At 61.9% G+C, this 17,681-nt stretch carries 15 protein-coding genes and 2 pseudogenes; 11 read left to right on the top strand and 6 right to left on the bottom strand.

Going from position 1 to position 17,681, the window contains the following annotated elements; all coding sequences use genetic code 11:
* Positions 1-6: 6 nt before the first annotated feature.
* On the bottom strand, positions 7-1,080 hold the full coding sequence (gene sctU / locus ACD584_RS19110; RefSeq protein WP_076036154.1) for a type III secretion system export apparatus subunit SctU: 1,074 nt from the start codon (positions 1,078-1,080) through the stop codon (positions 7-9).
* 213 nt (positions 1,081-1,293) lie between these two features.
* Here sctU and ACD584_RS19105 point away from each other — a divergent pair, with 213 nt between their 5' ends.
* From ACD584_RS19105 to sctC, 9 genes are all read left to right on the top strand, one after another.
* Positions 1,294-1,749 (top strand): HrpB1 family type III secretion system apparatus protein, encoded by a 456-nt coding sequence (locus ACD584_RS19105; RefSeq protein WP_076036153.1) that lies wholly within the window; start codon positions 1,294-1,296, stop codon positions 1,747-1,749.
* A gap of 31 nt (positions 1,750-1,780) precedes the next feature.
* On the top strand, positions 1,781-2,173 hold the full coding sequence (locus tag ACD584_RS19100) for a type III secretion protein HrpB2 (protein WP_076036152.1): 393 nt from the start codon (positions 1,781-1,783) through the stop codon (positions 2,171-2,173).
* Between the two features lies 1 nt (position 2,174).
* Positions 2,175-2,939 (top strand): type III secretion system inner membrane ring lipoprotein SctJ, encoded by a 765-nt coding sequence (sctJ, locus tag ACD584_RS19095; protein WP_076036151.1) that lies wholly within the window; start codon positions 2,175-2,177, stop codon positions 2,937-2,939.
* Between the two features lie 9 nt (positions 2,940-2,948).
* Positions 2,949-3,578 carry a type III secretion protein HrpB4 gene (locus ACD584_RS19090; protein ID WP_076036150.1) on the top strand — a complete coding sequence of 210 codons (630 nt, stop codon included), beginning with the start codon at positions 2,949-2,951 and terminating at the stop codon, positions 3,576-3,578.
* Positions 3,563-4,264, top strand: coding sequence for a type III secretion system stator protein SctL (gene sctL, locus ACD584_RS19085; protein ID WP_023903184.1), 702 nt, complete (start codon positions 3,563-3,565; stop codon positions 4,262-4,264). Before ACD584_RS19090 ends, sctL begins: the two co-directional genes overlap by 16 nt.
* Entirely contained in the window at positions 4,254-5,582 is a 1,329-nt protein-coding gene (sctN, locus tag ACD584_RS19080; protein WP_076036149.1) for a type III secretion system ATPase SctN, read from the top strand. Before sctL ends, sctN begins: the two co-directional genes overlap by 11 nt.
* A complete protein-coding gene (locus ACD584_RS19075) occupies positions 5,575-6,084 on the top strand; it encodes a type III secretion protein HrpB7 (RefSeq protein WP_076036148.1) in 510 nt (169 codons plus the stop codon). The genes sctN and ACD584_RS19075 overlap by 8 nt, the downstream gene beginning before the upstream one ends.
* Complete coding sequence (gene sctT, locus ACD584_RS19070) at positions 6,081-6,911, top strand: type III secretion system export apparatus subunit SctT (RefSeq protein ID WP_076036147.1); 831 nt, start codon at positions 6,081-6,083, stop codon at positions 6,909-6,911. The genes ACD584_RS19075 and sctT overlap by 4 nt, the downstream gene beginning before the upstream one ends.
* Positions 6,912-7,087: 176 nt before the next feature.
* The gene (gene sctC, locus ACD584_RS19065; protein ID WP_011036434.1) at positions 7,088-8,905 is read left to right on the top strand and encodes a type III secretion system outer membrane ring subunit SctC; all 1,818 of its coding nucleotides are present in this window, start codon (positions 7,088-7,090) and stop codon (positions 8,903-8,905) included.
* Positions 8,906-8,983: 78 nt separating this feature from the next.
* Here sctC and xopA read toward each other — a convergent pair whose 3' ends face one another.
* Positions 8,984-9,349 carry a XopA/Hpa1 family type III secretion system protein gene (gene xopA, locus ACD584_RS19060; protein WP_011036435.1) on the bottom strand — a complete coding sequence of 122 codons (366 nt, stop codon included), beginning with the start codon at positions 9,347-9,349 and terminating at the stop codon, positions 8,984-8,986.
* A 467-nt stretch (positions 9,350-9,816) separates the two neighbouring features.
* Here xopA and ACD584_RS19055 point away from each other — a divergent pair, with 467 nt between their 5' ends.
* Positions 9,817-10,299, top strand: a complete 483-nt coding sequence (locus ACD584_RS19055; protein WP_223648109.1) for a lytic transglycosylase domain-containing protein — start codon at positions 9,817-9,819, stop codon at positions 10,297-10,299.
* A gap of 77 nt (positions 10,300-10,376) precedes the next feature.
* On the opposite strand, the pseudogene ACD584_RS19050 reads toward ACD584_RS19055, so the two are convergent.
* From ACD584_RS19050 to ACD584_RS19035, 4 genes and pseudogenes are all read right to left on the bottom strand, one after another.
* A pseudogene (locus ACD584_RS19050) lies at positions 10,377-11,143 on the bottom strand (hypothetical protein); the annotation flags it as partial.
* Between the two features lie 433 nt (positions 11,144-11,576).
* A complete protein-coding gene (locus tag ACD584_RS19045; RefSeq protein WP_223647673.1) occupies positions 11,577-13,007 on the bottom strand; it encodes a hypothetical protein in 1,431 nt (476 codons plus the stop codon).
* Between the two features lie 262 nt (positions 13,008-13,269).
* Positions 13,270-13,707: pseudogene (locus ACD584_RS19040) on the bottom strand (IS3 family transposase); the annotation flags it as partial.
* Between the two features lie 134 nt (positions 13,708-13,841).
* Complete coding sequence (locus ACD584_RS19035; RefSeq protein WP_014507126.1) at positions 13,842-14,759, bottom strand: hypothetical protein; 918 nt, start codon at positions 14,757-14,759, stop codon at positions 13,842-13,844.
* Positions 14,760-15,397: 638 nt separating this feature from the next.
* Between ACD584_RS19035 and xopP the strand changes: the two genes are divergently transcribed.
* Positions 15,398-17,599 (top strand): type III secretion system effector XopP, encoded by a 2,202-nt coding sequence (xopP, locus tag ACD584_RS19030; RefSeq protein WP_076036144.1) that lies wholly within the window; start codon positions 15,398-15,400, stop codon positions 17,597-17,599.
* Positions 17,600-17,681 lie beyond the last annotated feature (82 nt).

The raw sequence follows: 17,681 nt of genomic DNA, 5'->3' as shown, positions 1-17,681 counted from the left end.
CATCTCCTAGCAGGGCAGCGGACCGCTGCCTTCATCGTTGTCGCGGCCCAGTTCATCGACCCAGCGCAGCACCACTGCAACCGTTTCGAACAGCGATTCGGGCACCGCCTCGCCCAGTTCGACCTGATGCAGCGCACGCGCCAACGGCGGGTTCGCCACGATCGGAATGCCCTGGGTGTGCGCATAGGCACGCAGTTCCAGTGCGCCCTCGTCCACGCCCTTGGCAACCACTTGCGGAAGACCGAAGCCGTCCGGCTCGTAGGCGAGCGCGACGGCGTAATGGGTCGGGTTGACCACCATCACCTTGGCCTTGGCAACGCGCTCGCGCGGGTCGCCGAAGACGAGCTCCTTGGCGAACTCCTTGCGCTTTCCCTTCAGTTCCGGGTCGCCTTCGCTGTCCTTATGTTCGCGTTTCTGCTCGTCCTTGCTCATGCGTTTGTCGCGGATGAACAGCCAGTGCTGCACGCTCCAGTCCGCTGCGCCGACCAGTACGAACACCAGGACCGCCAGGGCGCACAAAATGCCCAGTGCGCGCCAGCCGATCTGGGCGATGTCGGCCGGTGGCTGGTAGGCGAGCCCGATGATGGTCGGCATGAGTGCACGAAGGCCGTACCACAGCACCACGCCGATCACGGCCGCCTTGATGCCCAGCTTCAGTAGGTTGATGAGACTGCGTAACGAAAAAAGTTTTTTGACGCCGTTGACGGGGTTGAGCGAATCGAATTTGGGCGTGACCGGTTTGAGCGAGGCATTAAGCCCGGTCTGCACAAAGGTGCCGATCAATCCTGCGGCCAGGCAGGCCGTCACGAAGGGCAGCGTCAGCAACACACCCTGGATGCCGATGCGACCGAGCGCCCGGTGCAAGGCGGTGGCATCGCGCGTATTGGCGGTGAAGTCGAAACCGATCGACATCAATGCACGCAGATGTTCGACAAAATAGCTGCCCGCCAGCTTCAGCACCAACAGCGCGGCCAGCAGCACCGCGGCTGCAGTGACATCCGGGCTGATCGGGACTTCCCCATCCCTGCGCGCATCCTGCAGTTTCTTTTCTGTCGGCTTCTCGGTCTTCTCATCCGACATGGCGATCTCCGGCCGCTATTGCTGCACCCCCCATTCTGAGCGAGCCGTCGCCGGACGATCCGCTTCCAAGGCGAACGTGTGCATGGGTGTACGAAGCACGACGTGTTTGTTCGCGATGGCATTCCGATGTTCGCTTCTGAAAAGTCTTCGTTGGCGCCGAAGCGTACGTTACGCACGCATGCTGTCCACAGCCATTGAATGAAGAGGTGCGGTATGGAAAAGATTGAATGTCCCGGTTCGGTCGTGAGCGGGCTGATCGAACTGATCACGGTCGGGCTGACCCACGAAAAAATCGAAGAGGCCGCAGCGGTGCTGGCCGCCGTGCGAGTACTGCGGCCAGAGTTGAAGGCGCTGGATACCTTCGATGCCTGGATTGCGATCAAGCGCGGCAGTTATCTGGAGGGCGCGCGCCTGCTGCGTGAGCTGGAGGCCGATGCCGATTCCAAGCCGTTGTGCAAGGCCTTGTACGCGTGTTGCCTGTTTGCGGTGGGCGACCCGTCCTGGCATGGCATTGCAGACGGTCTGATCGAAGAGGGCGCCGATGCCGACGCCGTTGGACTGGTCAAGGCGCTGTCAGGACGCTACACCCCGGCACCCGCGCCGCTGGAAGCGGCGGCCGAATCCGCCGCGCCGATGGAAGTTCCCAACGCCCAGTATCTGCGCGCCTGACCCCGACCAAACCCAGCCTGCGGAACATGTCATGACGCTCATTCCTCCTGTCCCAGCAATCACTGCCAGTACCGGCCTGTCCACGCCAGCGGTGTCGCCGACGGCGGCGCCGAACCAGGCGCTTGTCAATCGCTTCCAGGCGCTGATGCAGTCCTCCAGCCCGTTGCCGCCTGCCATGCAGCGTGTCGGCGAGCCGAGCATGATGAGCCGCATGGTCGACGTGCAGAACGATGGCGTGCGCAGCATGACCGAGCATATCGATGCCTTCAGCATGCAGGCGCCGACCATGGACCTGCAGGAAATGGCCTCGCAACAAATGAAGTTGATGCACGAGCTGACGATGGTCGGCTTCAACCTCAATGTCAGCGTCGGCGTGGCGCAGTCGGGCAAGAACGCCGTGCAGACGCTGTTCAAGAACCAATAGCATGCGAAAGCTCAGATATCTGCTGGTGTTGCTGCTGGCACTGCTGCTGTCTGGCTGCGACCAGCAGCTCTATTCCGGGCTGACCGAGAACGACGCCAACGACATGCTGGCCGTGCTGCTGACGGCCGGTGTGGATGCAGAAAAGCTCACGCCCGATGACGGCAAGACCTGGGCGGTCAACGCGCCGCACGATCAGGTGGCGTACGCATTGAACGTGCTGCGCACGCATGGCATGCCGCGTGAGCGGCACGCCAATCTCGGCGAGATGTTCAAGAAAGACGGCCTGATCTCCACACCCACCGAAGAACGCGTGCGCTTCATCTACGGCGTGTCGCAGCAACTGTCGCAGACCTTGTCGAATATCGACGGCGTGATCGCGGCCGATGTGCAGATCGTGCTTCCCAACAACGACCCGCTGTCCACCTCGGTCAAACCCTCCAGCGCTGCGGTGTTCATCAAGTTTCGCGTCGGTAGCGATCTGACCAGCCTGGTGCCCAGCATCAAGACCCTGGTGATGCACAGCGTGGAAGGACTGACCTACGAGAACGTCAGCGTCACGCTGGTGCCGGGCGGGGCGGAGAGCGATGCGCAGCTTTCTGTATCGGCGCCTGCGCGCGCATGGCCGTGGCCGTGGCTGGCCGGATGCGCGCTGGCGCTGTGCGTAGCGGTCGGTGCGGCAGCGCTGTATTGGTGGCCGAGCGCCGATGCACGCCGCTGGGGCGGCTGGCAGCGCCTGCGCGCGTTGTCCAGAAAACATGCTGGATGAGGCCGGCGGATGGACAAGGCACGCATCGACAACGCAGCACTGTGGCTTCAGCGATGGACGGCGGCCGTGTCCGTGCTGGCGCAATCGCTGGAGGCAGAGCGGGTGGCGCACTGGCTGGGTCCGGTCGCTGCGCTGGGCTGGGAATGGGCACCGGCGCAGCGCCGTGTGCGCGTGATCCAGGCCTGGTCGGGATGCTCGCGCATGCAGGTTTCGGCGCTGGATCCGCTGGCCAATCGGTTGGTCGTGCTCGCGCCCGATCTGCTCGCCAAGGTGTTGATGAGCCGCGCAGTGTTTTCGCGCGCACTGGCGCTGCGCCGCTGTATCGAACGCGAGCGCCTGACCTGGTTCGAGCAGTGGGTGGGGCCGGCGGTGCTTGAGCATGTGCGCCATCGCGCAGTCACCGGCATGACAGTGCCGCTGTTGCCGCGCGATGCCGAGCACGCGGCATGGATCGGCGATGGCTGGCGTCGAATGGAGGCCGATGGTGCCTGGCCTGACCCCTGCATCGCCAAGGTACTGGCGCTGTCCTTGCCGTTGGGCGCTGCCAAGGTGGCGCCCATCGCAGCAGATGGCGCGAGCGATGCGTTTCTGCAGGCGCTGCCTACCTTGTTGCCGGAGCTGCCATGCGTCTTTGGCTGAGGTCCACACCGGAGGCAGTCGGCCTGGACTGCGAGGTCATCCCACGCGAGGCCTTGGCCTGTGTGCTGGAACTGGACGCAGCGACTGCACAGGTGCACGCGCGGTGCGCGCAGACGCTGGCGGACGCCCAGACGCGTGCGCAGGCGCTGATCGACGACGCCCAACAACAGGCCGAGGCGATCCTCCAGGATGCCCAGGACAAGGCCGAGCGCAGTGCACGCCTGGGCTATGCCGCCGGGCTGCGCCGTCAGCTCGACGCGTGGAACGAGCGCGGCGTGCGGCATGCCTTCGCGGCCGAGGACGCCGCGCAGCGCGCCCGCGCGCGTCTGGCCGAGATCGTCGCGCACGCTTGCGAGCAGGTTCTGCACGGGCACGATCCTGCGGCGCTGTACGCGCGCGCCGCACAGGCGCTGGACGGCGCCCTGGACGAGGCGAAGGCCCTGCGGGTGAGCGTGCATCCCGATGCGCTGGACGACGCACGGCGCGCCTTCGATGCGGCCGCCGCGGCCGCAGGCTGGGCCATGCCGGTGGAACTGTGCGGCGATGCGACGCTGGCCTTGGGTGCCTGCGTGTGCGAATGGGATACCGGCGTGTTTGAGACCGATCTGCGCGATCAGCTGCGCAGCCTCCAGCGGGTCATCCGCCGCGTGCTGGCCGCGCCACAGGCGGTGCCGGATGTCTGCTGAGATGCCGGTGCTGGAGGCAACGCTCGAGCGCGAACTGGCTGCGCTGGCCTTCGGTCGTCGCTACGGCAAGGTGGTCGAGGTGATCGGCACCATGCTCAAGGTCGCCGGGGTGCAGGTCAGCCTGGGCGAGGTGTGCGAGTTGCGCCAGCGCGACGGCACGCTGTTGCAGCGCGCCGAGGTGGTGGGCTTCAGCCGCACTCTCGCCTTGCTGGCGCCGTTTGGCGAGCTGGTGGGCCTGTCGCGCGAGACGCGCGTGATCGGATTGGGGCGCCCCTTGGCGGTGCCGGTCGGGGAGGCGCTGCTGGGGCGCGTGCTTGATGGCCTGGGTGAGCCGGCGGACGGCCAGGGGCCGCTCGCCGGCGACGGCTGGGTGCAGATCCAGGCACAGGCGCCGGATCCGATGCGCCGGCGCCTGATCGAACAGCCGCTACCGACCGGTGTGCGCATCGTCGATGGCCTGATGACGCTGGGCGAAGGCCAGCGCATGGGCATTTTCGCCGCAGCCGGCGTGGGCAAGAGCACCTTGATGGGGATGTTCGCGCGCGGCACGCAGTGCGACGTCAACGTGATCGTGCTGATCGGCGAGCGCGGGCGCGAAGTGCGTGAATTCATCGAGATGATTCTTGGCCCAGACGGTCTGGCGCGCAGCGTGGTGGTGTGCGCGACCTCCGATCGCTCCTCCATCGAGCGCGCCAAGGCGGCTTATGTCGGCACCGCCATCGCCGAATATTTTCGCGATCGGGGCATGCGGGTTCTGCTGATGATGGACTCGCTGACGCGCTTTGCCCGCGCGCAACGCGAGATCGGTCTGGCCGCCGGCGAGCCCCCCACACGGCGCGGCTTCCCGCCGTCGGTGTTCGCCGAGTTGCCACGCCTGCTCGAACGTGCCGGCATGGGCGAGACGGGCTCGATCACCGCGTTTTACACCGTGCTGGCCGAAGACGACACCGGCAGCGATCCGATCGCCGAAGAGGTGCGCGGCATCCTGGATGGCCATCTGATTCTGTCGCGTGAGATCGCCGCCAAAAACCAGTACCCGGCCATCGATGTGCTGGGAAGCCTAAGCCGGGTGATGAGCCAGATCGTCTCTGCCGAACAACGCCAGTACGCCGGCCAGCTGCGGCGTTTGCTGGCCAAGCACAACGAGGTGGAGACCTTGCTGCAGGTCGGCGAGTACCGCCAGGGCAGCGATGCGGTCGCCGACGAGGCGATCGCCAGGATCGATGCGATTCGCGACTTCCTCAGCCAGTCCACCGATCAGCTCAGCGACTATGACGCCACCCTGGAGCAGCTTGCCGGCGTGATCGACGATGCGTGAGCGTGCCGGCACCTGGGCCACGTTGCAGCAGTTGAAGACGCGCCGTTACCAGCGGATGCAGGAGCGCCTGAGCGACTGCAGGCGTGCGCTGGAGCAGTGCGATGGCGAGCGCGCCAGTTGCAGTCAGCAGGCCGACGCCTGCACCACGCGCCTGGCCGCGTTCGATGCCGCGCTGGCCGACACGGCCGGCGCGGGTGAGCCGATCGGCATCGAGGCGATCCTGCAGCACCAGCGCTTCCGCGCAGTGCTGGAAGAGCGCTGCGGCGCCGCAGAGCAGGCGCTGGTCGCAGCGACGCAGGCGTTGCAGCGCGCGCACGATGAGGTGGCGACTGTGCAACAGACAGTGAGCAGGCTGGAGGCGCAGGCGCAGGTGTATGCGGAAAAAGCCGCCCGCGCGCGCCGTGCCTGGCAAGCCCAACGCGAAGCGGCCGAGGAGGAAGACGCGATCGAAGCCTTGATCGGGCTGCGTCTGCATCGTGCCGCCCGCGGAGTGGGGCCATGAGCGACACCGCCACCGCGCTGCTGGCGCTGTCATCCCAGGGCGTGTCGCTGCTGACCCTGCTGGCGCTGTGCGGTGTGCGCGTGTTCGTGTTGTTCTTCGTGCTGCCGGCAACCGCGCAGGACAGTCTTCCCGGAATGACGCGCAACGGCGTGATCTATGTGCTGAGTTCGTTCATCGCCTACGGACAACCGGCCGATGCGCTGGCCAGGATCGAAGCGGCCGGCCTGGTGGGGCTGGTGTTCAAGGAAGCCTTTATCGGCCTGCTGATCGGGTTTGCCGCATCCACGGTGTTCTGGGTTGCCGAAAGTGTGGGTCTGCTCATCGACGATGTGTCCGGCTACAACAACGTGCAGATGATCAACCCGTTGAGCGGTGAGCAGAGCACGCCGGTCTCCACCGTGTTGATGCAGTTGGCGATCGTGTCGTTCTACGCGCTGGGCGGCATGCTGATGCTGCTCGGCGCGCTGTTCGAATCGTTTCGCTGGTGGCCGCTGAGCCAGCTCATGCCGGACATGGGAGCGATCGGCGAGTCGTTCGTCATCCAGCAGACCGACGGCATGATGGCCGCCATCGTCAAGCTGTCCGCACCAGTGATGTTGGTGCTGGTGCTGGTGGATCTGGCCATCGGCTTTGTGGCGCGCGCCGCCGACAAGCTGGAACCCTCCAATCTGAGTCAACCGATCCGTGGGGTGCTGGCGCTGCTGCTGCTGGCCTTGCTGACCAGCGTGTTCATTGCGCAATCCGGTGACGCACTCGGCTTCCTCCACTTCCAGCAGCAGTTGCACGATGCCGCCAACGCAAGTGCAAAAGGAGGCGCATCGCACTGATCCTTGTTGAGACACCAACGGCCGTGTGCTGCCGACGCTGATTGCAGGAGTGCCAACGTGCTGCGCAACGTTGCGGTCCCAGTCCGGCTCATCCGGCACGCAATTCACTGCAGACGCGTGCACGCCAGGCGCGCTGCCTTTCCGATGTTCTTTCACTTCCTCGCAGAGGGAACGCAATGGCATACGCCTGTCCTCCAGTTCACCGCCATCGACGCGCGCCGTTGGCCGCTGCCTTGTTGCTTGGCTTGCTGCCGCTGCTGCCGCCGCATGCCAACGCCGCGTCGGTGCCGTGGCACTCGCGCAGCTTCAAATACGTTGCCGACCGCAAGGATCTCAAGGAGGTGCTGCGCGACCTGTCCGCCAGCCAATCCATCACCACCTGGATTTCACCGGAGGTGACCGGCACGCTCAGTGGCAAATTCGAAGCCACTCCGCAGAAGTTTCTCGACGATCTATCGGGCACGTTCGGTTTTGTCTGGTATTACGATGGCTCGGTGCTCAGAATCTGGGGCGCGAACGAGACCAAGAATGCGACCTTGAGTTTGGGCGCTGCATCGACGAGTGCGCTGCGCGATGCGCTTGCGCGCATGCGGCTGGACGATCCGCGCTTTCCGGTCCGTTATGACGAGACCGCGCACCTGGCGGTGGTGTCGGGCCCGCCGGGTTATGTGGATACCGTCGCGGCGATCGCCAAGCAGGTCGAGCAGGTCGCGCGCCAACGCGACGCCACCGAAGTGCAGGTGTTTCAGCTGCATTATGCGCAGGCGGCCGACCACACCACCCGCATCGGTGGTCAAGACATCCAGGTGCCGGGCATGGCCAGCCTGTTGCGCAACATATACGGCGTGCGTGGCGCGCCCACTGCGGCGCTGCCCGGGCCAGGCGCGAATTTCGGGCGTGTGCAACCGATCGGCGGTGGCTCGTCCAATACCTTCGGCAACAGCGGTCAGCGCCAGAGTGGCGGCAGCGGCATTCTCGGTTTGCCTGCGTCGTGGTTCGGCGCTGGGTCGCCGTCCGAGCGGGTGCCGGTCAGTCCGCCGTTGCCGGGCAGTGGCAATAGCGCCAATGCGCCGGCCAGCGTGTGGCCGGAGATGAGCCAGGCCAGACGCGATGCGCCGCTGGCGGTGGACGCCGGCAGCGGCGGTGAGCTGGCATCCGACGCGCCGGTGATCGAAGCCGACCCGCGCACCAACGGCATTCTCATTCGCGACCGCCCCGAGCGGATGGCCGCCTATGGCACGTTGATCCAGCAGCTCGACAACCGTCCCAAGCTGCTGCAGATCGATGCCACCATCATCGAGATCCGCGACGGCGCCCTGCAGGATCTCGGCGTGGACTGGCGGTTCCACAGCCGGCGTGTGGATGTGCAGACCGGCGACGGGCGTGGTGGCCAGCTTGGCTACGATGGCAGCTTGAGCGGTGCAGCAGCCGCAGGTGCAGCCGCGCCGTTGGGCGGGACGTTGACCGCTGTCCTGGGCGATGCAGGGCGTTACCTGATGACGCGCGTCTCGGCGCTCGAGCAGACCAACAAGGCCAAGATCGTCTCCACCCCGCAGGTGGCGACGCTGGACAACGTGGAAGCGGTGATGGACCACAAGCAACAGGCATTCGTGCGTGTCAGCGGTTATGCATCCGCCGACCTCTACAACCTGTCCGCGGGTGTATCGCTACGCGTATTGCCAAGTGTGGTGCCGGGGTCGCCAAATGGTCAGATGCGCCTGGATGTGCGTATCGAAGACGGGCAGTTGGGCGCCAATACCGTCGATGGCATTCCCGTCATCACCTCCAGCGAGATCACCACGCAGGCCTTCGTCAACGAGGGCCAGAGCCTGCTGATCGCCGGTTATGCTTCCGACACCGATCAGACAGATCTGAACAACGTCCCCGGGCTGTCCAGGATTCCATTGGTCGGCAACCTGTTCAAGCATCGCCAGCAGAGCGGGTCGCGGTTGCAGCGGTTGTTCCTGCTGACCCCGCATATCGTCTCGCCCTGAGCAACGCGTCGGGCTGCACGCGATACGGGTACAACGTGCAGGCTGCCGCACGGCGCGGCAGCCTGCACGCATGGTCAATCAGGCTTGGCCGGTGATGCTCGACAGGTTGGCATTGAAGCCGCCACCCAAGCTGGTGCCGCCCATGCCGGCGCCGCCTTGGTTCTGCATCAGCTGCATCACGATCTGCATCAGCATCTGCGTCAACGGACTCACACCGTCCTGTTGACCGCTCTGCGGTTGTTCGTCTCCGCACTCCTGATCGGCATCGCTGCCCTGGCTCTGTTGGAGCATCATCATGATGAACATGGCGAGCAGCTGATCCAGCTGCTGCTCGGAGTCAGCCGAAGGCGAGCGCTGACTGGAGTTCTGGGTTTGCTGGGGCCCGATGCCCATCGTCTGCAGGTTGATGAAGTTGGAAAATTTGTTTCCGATAGATGAGTCCATGGTGATTCTCGTCTCATGTGGTTGAACTGGATGCATCGCTGATTGCCGGGGAAGTTGCAACGGCAAGATCGCAACCGGGGCGCTGTGCTGCCCCCGAGCGCAAAGTAGAAGAGGCAACGGCGGTGCATCTTCCAGGACGCGAAGGCGCGCTTTTGCTTGCGAACGTGATTGCGCAAAACATCGGAAACACACTGAAAAACAGCTGCGTTGCAACGGTGCGCGCTGTGATTTCGTTTACGTCATAGACGCTTCGTCCAGCGTGCGCATGCGTGTGCGCAGCACCGTTATGGTGCTGCGATCGAGCGAAGCGTTGGATCAATCGAGGTGTGCGTCCACGCCGCTGCGTTGCTCGAATCAACGACGATCAGGTGACAGGCATGAAAGAGACCGATACGCCGACCACGTGTGCGTCCGTGCACGGCACGGGTGCTTGGCGTCCACAGTGCTGGGCCACGCTCTGCAGCAACATGCGAGCAGACCAGCGACGCTGTGCGCTTCAGCCCGGGCAGGCTGCTGCCCCTCTGCGACGCGTATTGATTGCGGCGGCGTTGCTGTGCGCCGCGCCGCTCGCACGCGCAGACTGTTTTGAAGAAGCCGCCGGCTATCAACATGTCAATCCATGGGTGCTACGCGCCATTGCGTGGCAGGAATCACGTGGTCGTGCCGACGCGATCCATCGCAACAACAACGGCACGATCGATTATGGAAAGATGCAGATCAATTCGATCCATCTGCGACGTCTTTCCAGCTACGGTATCTCCAGGGATGCGTTGATGCAGCCGTGCGTCAGCGTGTATGTCGCCGCCTGGCGGCTGCGCGAGATGATCAATAAATACGGGAATACCTGGGCCGCTGTGGGTGCCTATCATTCCGAAACGCCCGCGGAGCGCGATAAATATGCGCACGCCATTCATGCGATTCTGATCAGGCGCGGTGTGGTTGTCGAATGACACTGTTGCGACCGCAGTGGCGCGTGTAATGCAGTACATCGCCGCGCCCACCGGGGGCGGTGGTTTGAGCGCTGTGCTTAATCAGACTGCGCGCGAGATGCTTCGGCGCCGCGAACCGCGGCCTCGGCCTGCCAGGTGGCACCGATGGTCTTGTATTGCATGCCGGCGACCACGCCGGACACCGTGTTGGCGAGCAATCCGCTGCGTGCAGGCGACAACCCGACCCAGGCGCCAATCATGTTGATGGCGGTACCGAGCGCGATATTGGAGTTGATGGCGGCCGTGCGTGCGACCGAGTGATCATCACCCGCTCGTAATCCCCGCGCTTGCCCTTCCACGCGGGTTCCCAGATTTGCTTGGTCCCGGCTTCGTCGGCTTCGTGCTGCGTGACGTTGATACAGTCCAACGTTTCCAGGCCGACATTCAAGGCGGTGTTCACTGCCGATTGACGAAAGATGACGCTGGTCGCCTCGCCTTTGGTGAAAGGCGAGTTCAGCCCGGCCCAGCGCTGCTCGGCCGCTGCAAAGTCCGGCGATGCCAGCTCGTTCGATGCCAGGTTGGCCAGCACGTTGGCCATGCCATAGAACCTGCCGGCGCTGGTGATGCGCGGGTCGCTGATGCCGCCATTGGTGGGGCCACGCATTCCCACCATGCGAAATGTCGCCTGGATGGTGTCGCGGGCTGCGGCATAAGCGGCGATCTTCAGATCGCTGGCCAGCAGCCTCGCCGCCATCTCCGGTTGGCCCGCTGACTTGCCGGCCGCACCCACGGCGATGTTGCTCAGAATGCCACCCAGCGCGAGCCGGCTGACCAGATCCGAGTAATGTTGCTGCTCGATTCTCTTAGGGATGGTCTGATCAACGCTACCCGAGGACGGGAAGTTGTCCGCAGCAAGATCCTCTACCCATCGATGTCGTTTGAACTTCGAAGATCCAGACTGGGCACCAGAGCCTCGCTAGGCGCTCGTCACACAGCACGGCATCGGGCATGCACCTCCCACGGGCCTGTGCCGCCCGCCCCGGGACTGCTCTACCTGCGGTCGCCTTCTACCGGCAGGCATGTGCCTGCCAAAGCGCGTGAGGTGACACGGCCCGCCGGACTGCGCGTAACGGAGACGGGCACCCTGCGTGCGAGGCCGCTCCCGGCTAAACTGGAACTAGGCTGTGGGTGCGATGGTGCCCTGGTCCGCATCGCCTGCAAGAGGGTCCCAGGGATGTTGCTCGCTGGCTATCGTTGGCAGGAGTGGCATCGCGGCCTGGGATGGCCGGGCCGAGAAGCTAAGCAAATTCGAGTTCGCGGCCCAAATAGCTGTTTGTCGGGGTCAGGCGTTGTTGTACATCCGCCCGGCCCCATTCGTGCGGCTCGATAACCAGGCCGGAATTCCGCAGGGCAAGGAGATGCTGCCGGACGCCTTGATAACGCTGGATGGCGGCAGCGATCTCGGAATCGTTGAGCTTGTCTTTCAGCATCGACCGAATGTCTTCTTCCGTGAGTGCAAGGATGGCGCGCTCCATGTCGGTATCTACCACCGGGGGAAGCGCAGTCCCATGAAACGCCCTGCGTTGCGGGTCTTCCAGGTCCGGCTGGGCACCGTCTGGGGCGGTAAGTTCCGCACCAAAACAGTTGTCGTTGTCGATGCCCATAACCTTGGCTCGACCATCCGGCTTGACGTGAATGAAATAGTTTTTGTCGTGGCGATCAGCTTCGCCCGTCAGATGGTCGAGCAGCTGCAGCTTCATCACTTCGGCGCACACGTTCGCCTGGACCAGGGTGGACGCATCGACCTCTTCGGCTGGTTTTCCTTGGGCGCGTTCCATGATCAGACCCAGAGCTGGCTCAAAGGGATCTTGTCCCAAATTCATCAGCGCCACGCGCGTGTCGGCAACCACGTGGAACCCGAGCCTCCTTGCATAGGCCACGGTTGCGAGATTGCGCATCGCTGTTTGCGGTTCTTCCCTGGAAATGCCCGTCAATCTGGCAACCACACTCCACTTATCCGGAGAGGGTGGCTCGTGGATAAGCGGCTTGAAAACCGCGCTCATCGCAGCTCCATCCGCGTTCCGGATCTCGACCTCGTACACCGTGTTGGAGCGGCCTTCTCCTAGCTCCCTCGGCGCCTGCAGCACCTGCGCGTTGGTGAAGGCAGGCATGGTGTCGTCCGTCATCTTTAGATTCAGCCGCGTGTACAGGCGATCAATCGACAGGCTGTCCAATACTTCATCCAGCAGTTGCCGATCGCTCATCAAAATGCCCTGGCCCAGAATTGCCTCTTCCAGGGCTTCGGCCATTTTTTTGACTGCAACCAATGGATCGATCTCGCCGGCGCGTGCGATCGCCAGCAGATCACTGCGCACCAGTGCCTCGAACGACTCCCTTCGCTCCCCTTGCATCGGTTTGGGAGCTCCATTGCGGATCACGCTCCATCGATCGGCCACGCTGACAGGTTGCTTTCTGGCCGCCCGCGCCTTCAGCCGCTTCATGGTTCGCCCCCCGTTGGGCAAGGCGGCCTGCAGTAGTTGCGTCAGTGCGTCGCGCCGGGCTTGCTTGCCCAGCCTGGCGGCTTCTTCCTGGCTTAGCTCCTCGGCTAACAATGCACCCAGCGTCTGGCGACGAGTCGGCGGGGGCTGCTGCAAAGGCAGCGGGTTGCTTACGGAAGGATGGAACTGGGTCTCGCCCCGTGACCAATGGGCTGAAGGGAGGCTTTCCACCGCGGAGGTCCCTGGCAACCGACCTGCCCTAGCCGCTGGCACCGGGAGCACAGGGATACGGACTGGGGAACGCCGCTTAGCTGTGCCGTCAGGCCGCTTTGGCGCACGACCTAGTCCTGACCATTCCCCCGGTACCACTCGCGCGGCCGGCGGGCCGCCATGGTCTGTGCTTGCAGCATCGGAATGGGCTTTCGGAGCACTCCAGAACAATTTTCTCAGCACGACGATTCTCTCTCTTCCATTGAGGCGGCAGCCCTATTGGGTACAACCACGCCCCACGCTTGTATTTCACGATGCGTTTTTGCCGTCGCAACTTGGGATCGATCATCCCAACGCCATAACGGCGACGGCGGTGCGCCAAGGCGCCAAGGCGCCTTGGCGCCAGCGCAGTTCGAAATTATTGTCGTCGCGCAGGCAATAGCTCAGCGCACTGGTGCCAATGCCGATCGCTGCCAAGGTGCGGCGCTCGCTGGCACCACCCCCGATCCACGCGTGCACCGGCGCACGGTGCGCCAATGCGCTCACGACTTTTCTCGTCGCGCATCCTTGACCAGAACGTTGAATCGCTTGGCATCGGGCACGCTCATTACGGCGAGCCTTGCTACGCGACGGGGAGCAAAGACGCCCCACTGAAGCCATGGCGCCCGCATAGGTCCTTGATCGCGACGCCCGCGTCGGCTTCGCGCAGAAGCCTGATGATCTGTTCTACGGGGAAAACGCTTCTTCACGTCAACTTCCTCGGAGTAGGAAATCAGACTCCAAACCGGGTCGCTAGTCGAATCGGGGGGATGTCGGGTTCACTTGCGCGGGCGGATGGCGGGCTCCTCCATCGACCTACCACCTAAACCCGTTGCCACGCCAGGCAGCATCTGCATAATTTTCTTTCTCGATTGTGCAGTACATAATCTTATCGAACGACTTTGAGGATAGTGCTGAGGATTGATATCTGGTGCTTGGGTCGCCAACCGAAACGCGTTCGTTGAAAAATTTGCTTGTATCCACATAGGCATCAATATGCCTTAGGAGCGGCTGCCCAATTTCAGGTGCGCCTCTCTGCTCAAGAAGATATTTATTGACATTCTCAGTCGATACTGGGCTTACGTTGGCAAGTGCAGCGGTCGCTCTGGCATCTGGCTGAGCCCGTGGAGGCCGTTGGAACAAGGGAGTAGGCTGCGGATTTAAGCCTTTTGATTGGTCTAACGTCATTGCTGTTGGATGTGTCACCCACGCATCCACAACGACCGTATCTTTCTCGCCCCACGTGGGGTCACGGGGATCACCGATCAGCACGTAAGCATGGTCTTCATCTGCGTCGCTTACTCGAAGTAGAGGCGCATTGAGTGAGCTGGCCGCCAATAGCGTATAACCCACATTTGCATGTTCGTTGCAGTTTCCGGCTTGGTAAGCTACAGCCCTACCCGCATTCTGAATGGGATCCTGGTTATACTCATTGTCTCGCAGCATCGCCCGCCTTGCCCATGACTCTCCTTGGGTGTAACTGATGTCAGTTTTCTGGTTACCTGCACCATAAGGTAGCAAGTACTTCACTTTCAGCACTGCATCTTCAGCGAGCTTCAAGTTTTGCATAGTGGAGGCGTTTACTTTCTTCTTTTTCGAACTGAACTTACTCAACCCGAGGAACTCAGGAGCTGTATATTCATGAAGTTTGACAATGGACTCTTGATCGAAGCCTGCCAAGCCATTGGGTGAATGGGATTCGTGTAAGCCATTGGAACGATGGATCTTTGGCATGTCAACGTCCTGGATACGGGACGGCAAGTCTGATCCTCTTGGCACTTTAAGATTTCTCGAAGAGCGAACCTTTATTTTCATGTGCGAAATAAGCGAGTTAATCGACCGTCGTTCTGGACGTCGTCTAACGCGCGATGGAGAATAAGGGTGGGCTAATCAGTGCCACTCAAGGACAAGGAAAAATCGGATCCACCGCCGCATCGCCGATGCACGCTGGGGAGCAGTGCGGAGATTCGGAGCAATAGCCATCCGTTCGCATCTTTTTGCGCAGAGCCGGATCGGTTCTGACTTACTTGTTGTCCCCGCGCTTTTGTCGACGAATATGCGGACATTCATTTACACAAAACTAGACAAGGCGAGCGCACTCATACTCATTGGCAGCCCGACCACATGCTTCAGAAGGATCCTCTTCGAGATCTTTTCGAAGGGACGAAAGCGCCACCTTTAATCGCGGAAGCTGGCAGAAAATCGGGGCTATTCCTAATCCTTCGATTGACTAATTGTGCGCTGGCAGGGCAATCGGCAGTATTCAGCAATTATTTTCAGTTGCTGGCGACGTGATTAATAATTGTCAATAGAGCGCAGCGAACAGTTAATCAGTGACGGCGTTACGAACGCCAGAAGAAAAGGAAGAAATCATGCATCGTGTCGAAATGATCAAGCAGCGCTCTATAGAGTTGGCTGAGTCGACGAACCTTGCCATTGTGCCGACAGACTCCGCGACGGCAACAAACACTACTGGCGGCCGCCCTGCTAAGCAGTCGCCGCAACTACACGGACTTGCCGCCAGGCCCCCCAAGCCGGTAAGGCAGACCGTTGTGGGTTCGTCTGATGTGTTGCCGGGGCCATCAAGCCCTGTGTTATTACCCGCGGCTGCCATGCAGCTTCAGCGCATTGACCCAGGCGAAATGCTGAGAAAAGCGCTTAGCAAGGCCAAGATCTTTAGAGATGTGATCGGCAGTAACGAAGGCCCGCAGGGACAACGAGGGGCTACGTCAAAAGTGGTCCCGGAACAGAAGGTCAAGCTATCGCTGGCTGCCATGAAGTCTGCCCGCGAAGGATTGCAGGCAGTCGCCGATTTGAAGGTGCAGGGGCGGTTGCAGTCTAAAGCCGCAGTGGAGCACGAACATGCATTGTTGACGCTTCTCGGAACGTCCGCTGCAGTCGGTTATGCAGCACGTGACGAACTGCTGGAAGACAAGTGGATGCAGCAATTTGACATCATTCAGCCGATTGAGCCCGCGATCGGCGCCACTATTGTGCAGGCGGAGCTGCACAATAGTGATGTTGAGCGTCAGCAAACCGAAGAGTGGCAGGGGTATTTGAGCGAAATCGAACAGTGCCGGGGAGCAATGGATGAGTTGCTGAGACGCATGAAGGCGCCGGATACACACAAGAAAATACGCGAAAATGTCTCAGCCATGGTGCCGTTGATCAGGACCAATCTGGGTTTTTGCCATGAAACGATGCAGTCAATCCGGAGTCGGCTCGTCGATATCCATCGTCTGCAGCTGGAGCGTCAGGTCGAGGCCAAGGGCATGCCGGAAGTCATGGCTAGATTGCACGAATTGGACGAGGCCAAGAACTACCGCGGCGATGACGTAGCAGCGGCGTTTTCGGCGCTGAGCCAAGTCGTGATCGAATCGATATGTCCCTCGGAAGCCGGCGTTGCATTGACTCCGCAGGTGGTGGCACAACACAAAGACGTTCTTGAGGACTATGCAGAGCACTTTGGGCGCATCGGTCTGAAGCTATGCGTGGATGTCGCTGCTCTCATTGAGAATGATTGTGACGATCATATCTGGAGATCGATGCTCGATTTGGCGCAGGCACTGACCGATTATCGACAGTGTGTGCTTGACCTCACCAGTTCCGTTGTCGCCGGAAAGCGCGAGGTCGTCACGTCGCCATCTGCAACGATCGAGCAGCTGCCCGTGCCGAGGGCGTCGCCGAGACCGGCCCGTAAGCATCGCAAGCCGGTCAATCGAGCGGCCGAAGAGTCTAGCCTAGTCCCTGCACCTCCTGCCATCTTGAGCGATAAACGGACGCTTGCACAAAAACAAGCGGATGCGCTGTTGAAGAGCATTCCGCTGGAACGATCCATGGTGAACGAACTGGACGCGGACTTCATGCTGATTGCGAAAATGCTGGGAAGGGACACCAGCAGCGTCGGCAGTATGATGCATCGCTCCGGGCAAGATGCGGCGATTGCTTTCACGTTCGTACGCGCGTCGGTCCGGGACTGGTTCGCAAGGGATCGGTTGCTGCAGACAAAGGCGAAACTGTCGCCAGAAGACGATCGGGTTGCCCAACTCACCGAGCGTTTGCAGCTGGTGGACATGATCGAGCAGCGTGTGCGGATCCGCGAAGCAGATGCGCTGAAGAGCGACCCGCAGCCCCGTTCGCCGCATCTTTCGCGCTTGCTGAAGATGAGCGAGGTTGCCCGCGTAACTTCACCAATTCGATTACCCTCCGACCACGACAATGGAGATCGCGGCACGCTGTTTGAGATACGTATCGACCACACACCGTTGTCCAACGGCAAGCGCCCTGCGCCATGGTTCGTACACCTGCATACTGCCGAGCCGGTGACGGCGGACGCGTTGCCTACCCTAGGCTACAAGGCTTTTAACGCCGTCCATCTGAAAACGGCAAGAGAGAAAAATCTAGGGAAGCGCTGGGAGATGCTCATGCGAGCGCTCGGTCATGCCGATGCGAAGGTACACCGCTCCACGATCGATTCGGCGCTGCTCGCCTCGTTGTTGCACATGCGAAGTGGTGTGAAGCCACATTCGGATAGTTCTCAGACCAGTAGTGGCGCCTGTATCAGCCTCCCGTAAGATTGATCCAGTTTGAGTTAGGGAAACTCTGAACAACGCACCACAGATACGCGACACTACCCGCCTGATGTTGAGGAGTGAT

This window comes from Xanthomonas sp. NCPPB 2922 (assembly GCF_041520885.1).
In the GTDB taxonomy this organism is placed as follows: Bacteria; Pseudomonadota; Gammaproteobacteria; order Xanthomonadales; family Xanthomonadaceae; genus Xanthomonas; species Xanthomonas campestris.
The sequence above is the reverse complement of the archived record's forward strand: the minus strand, read 5'-3'. Positions and strand labels throughout refer to the sequence as shown.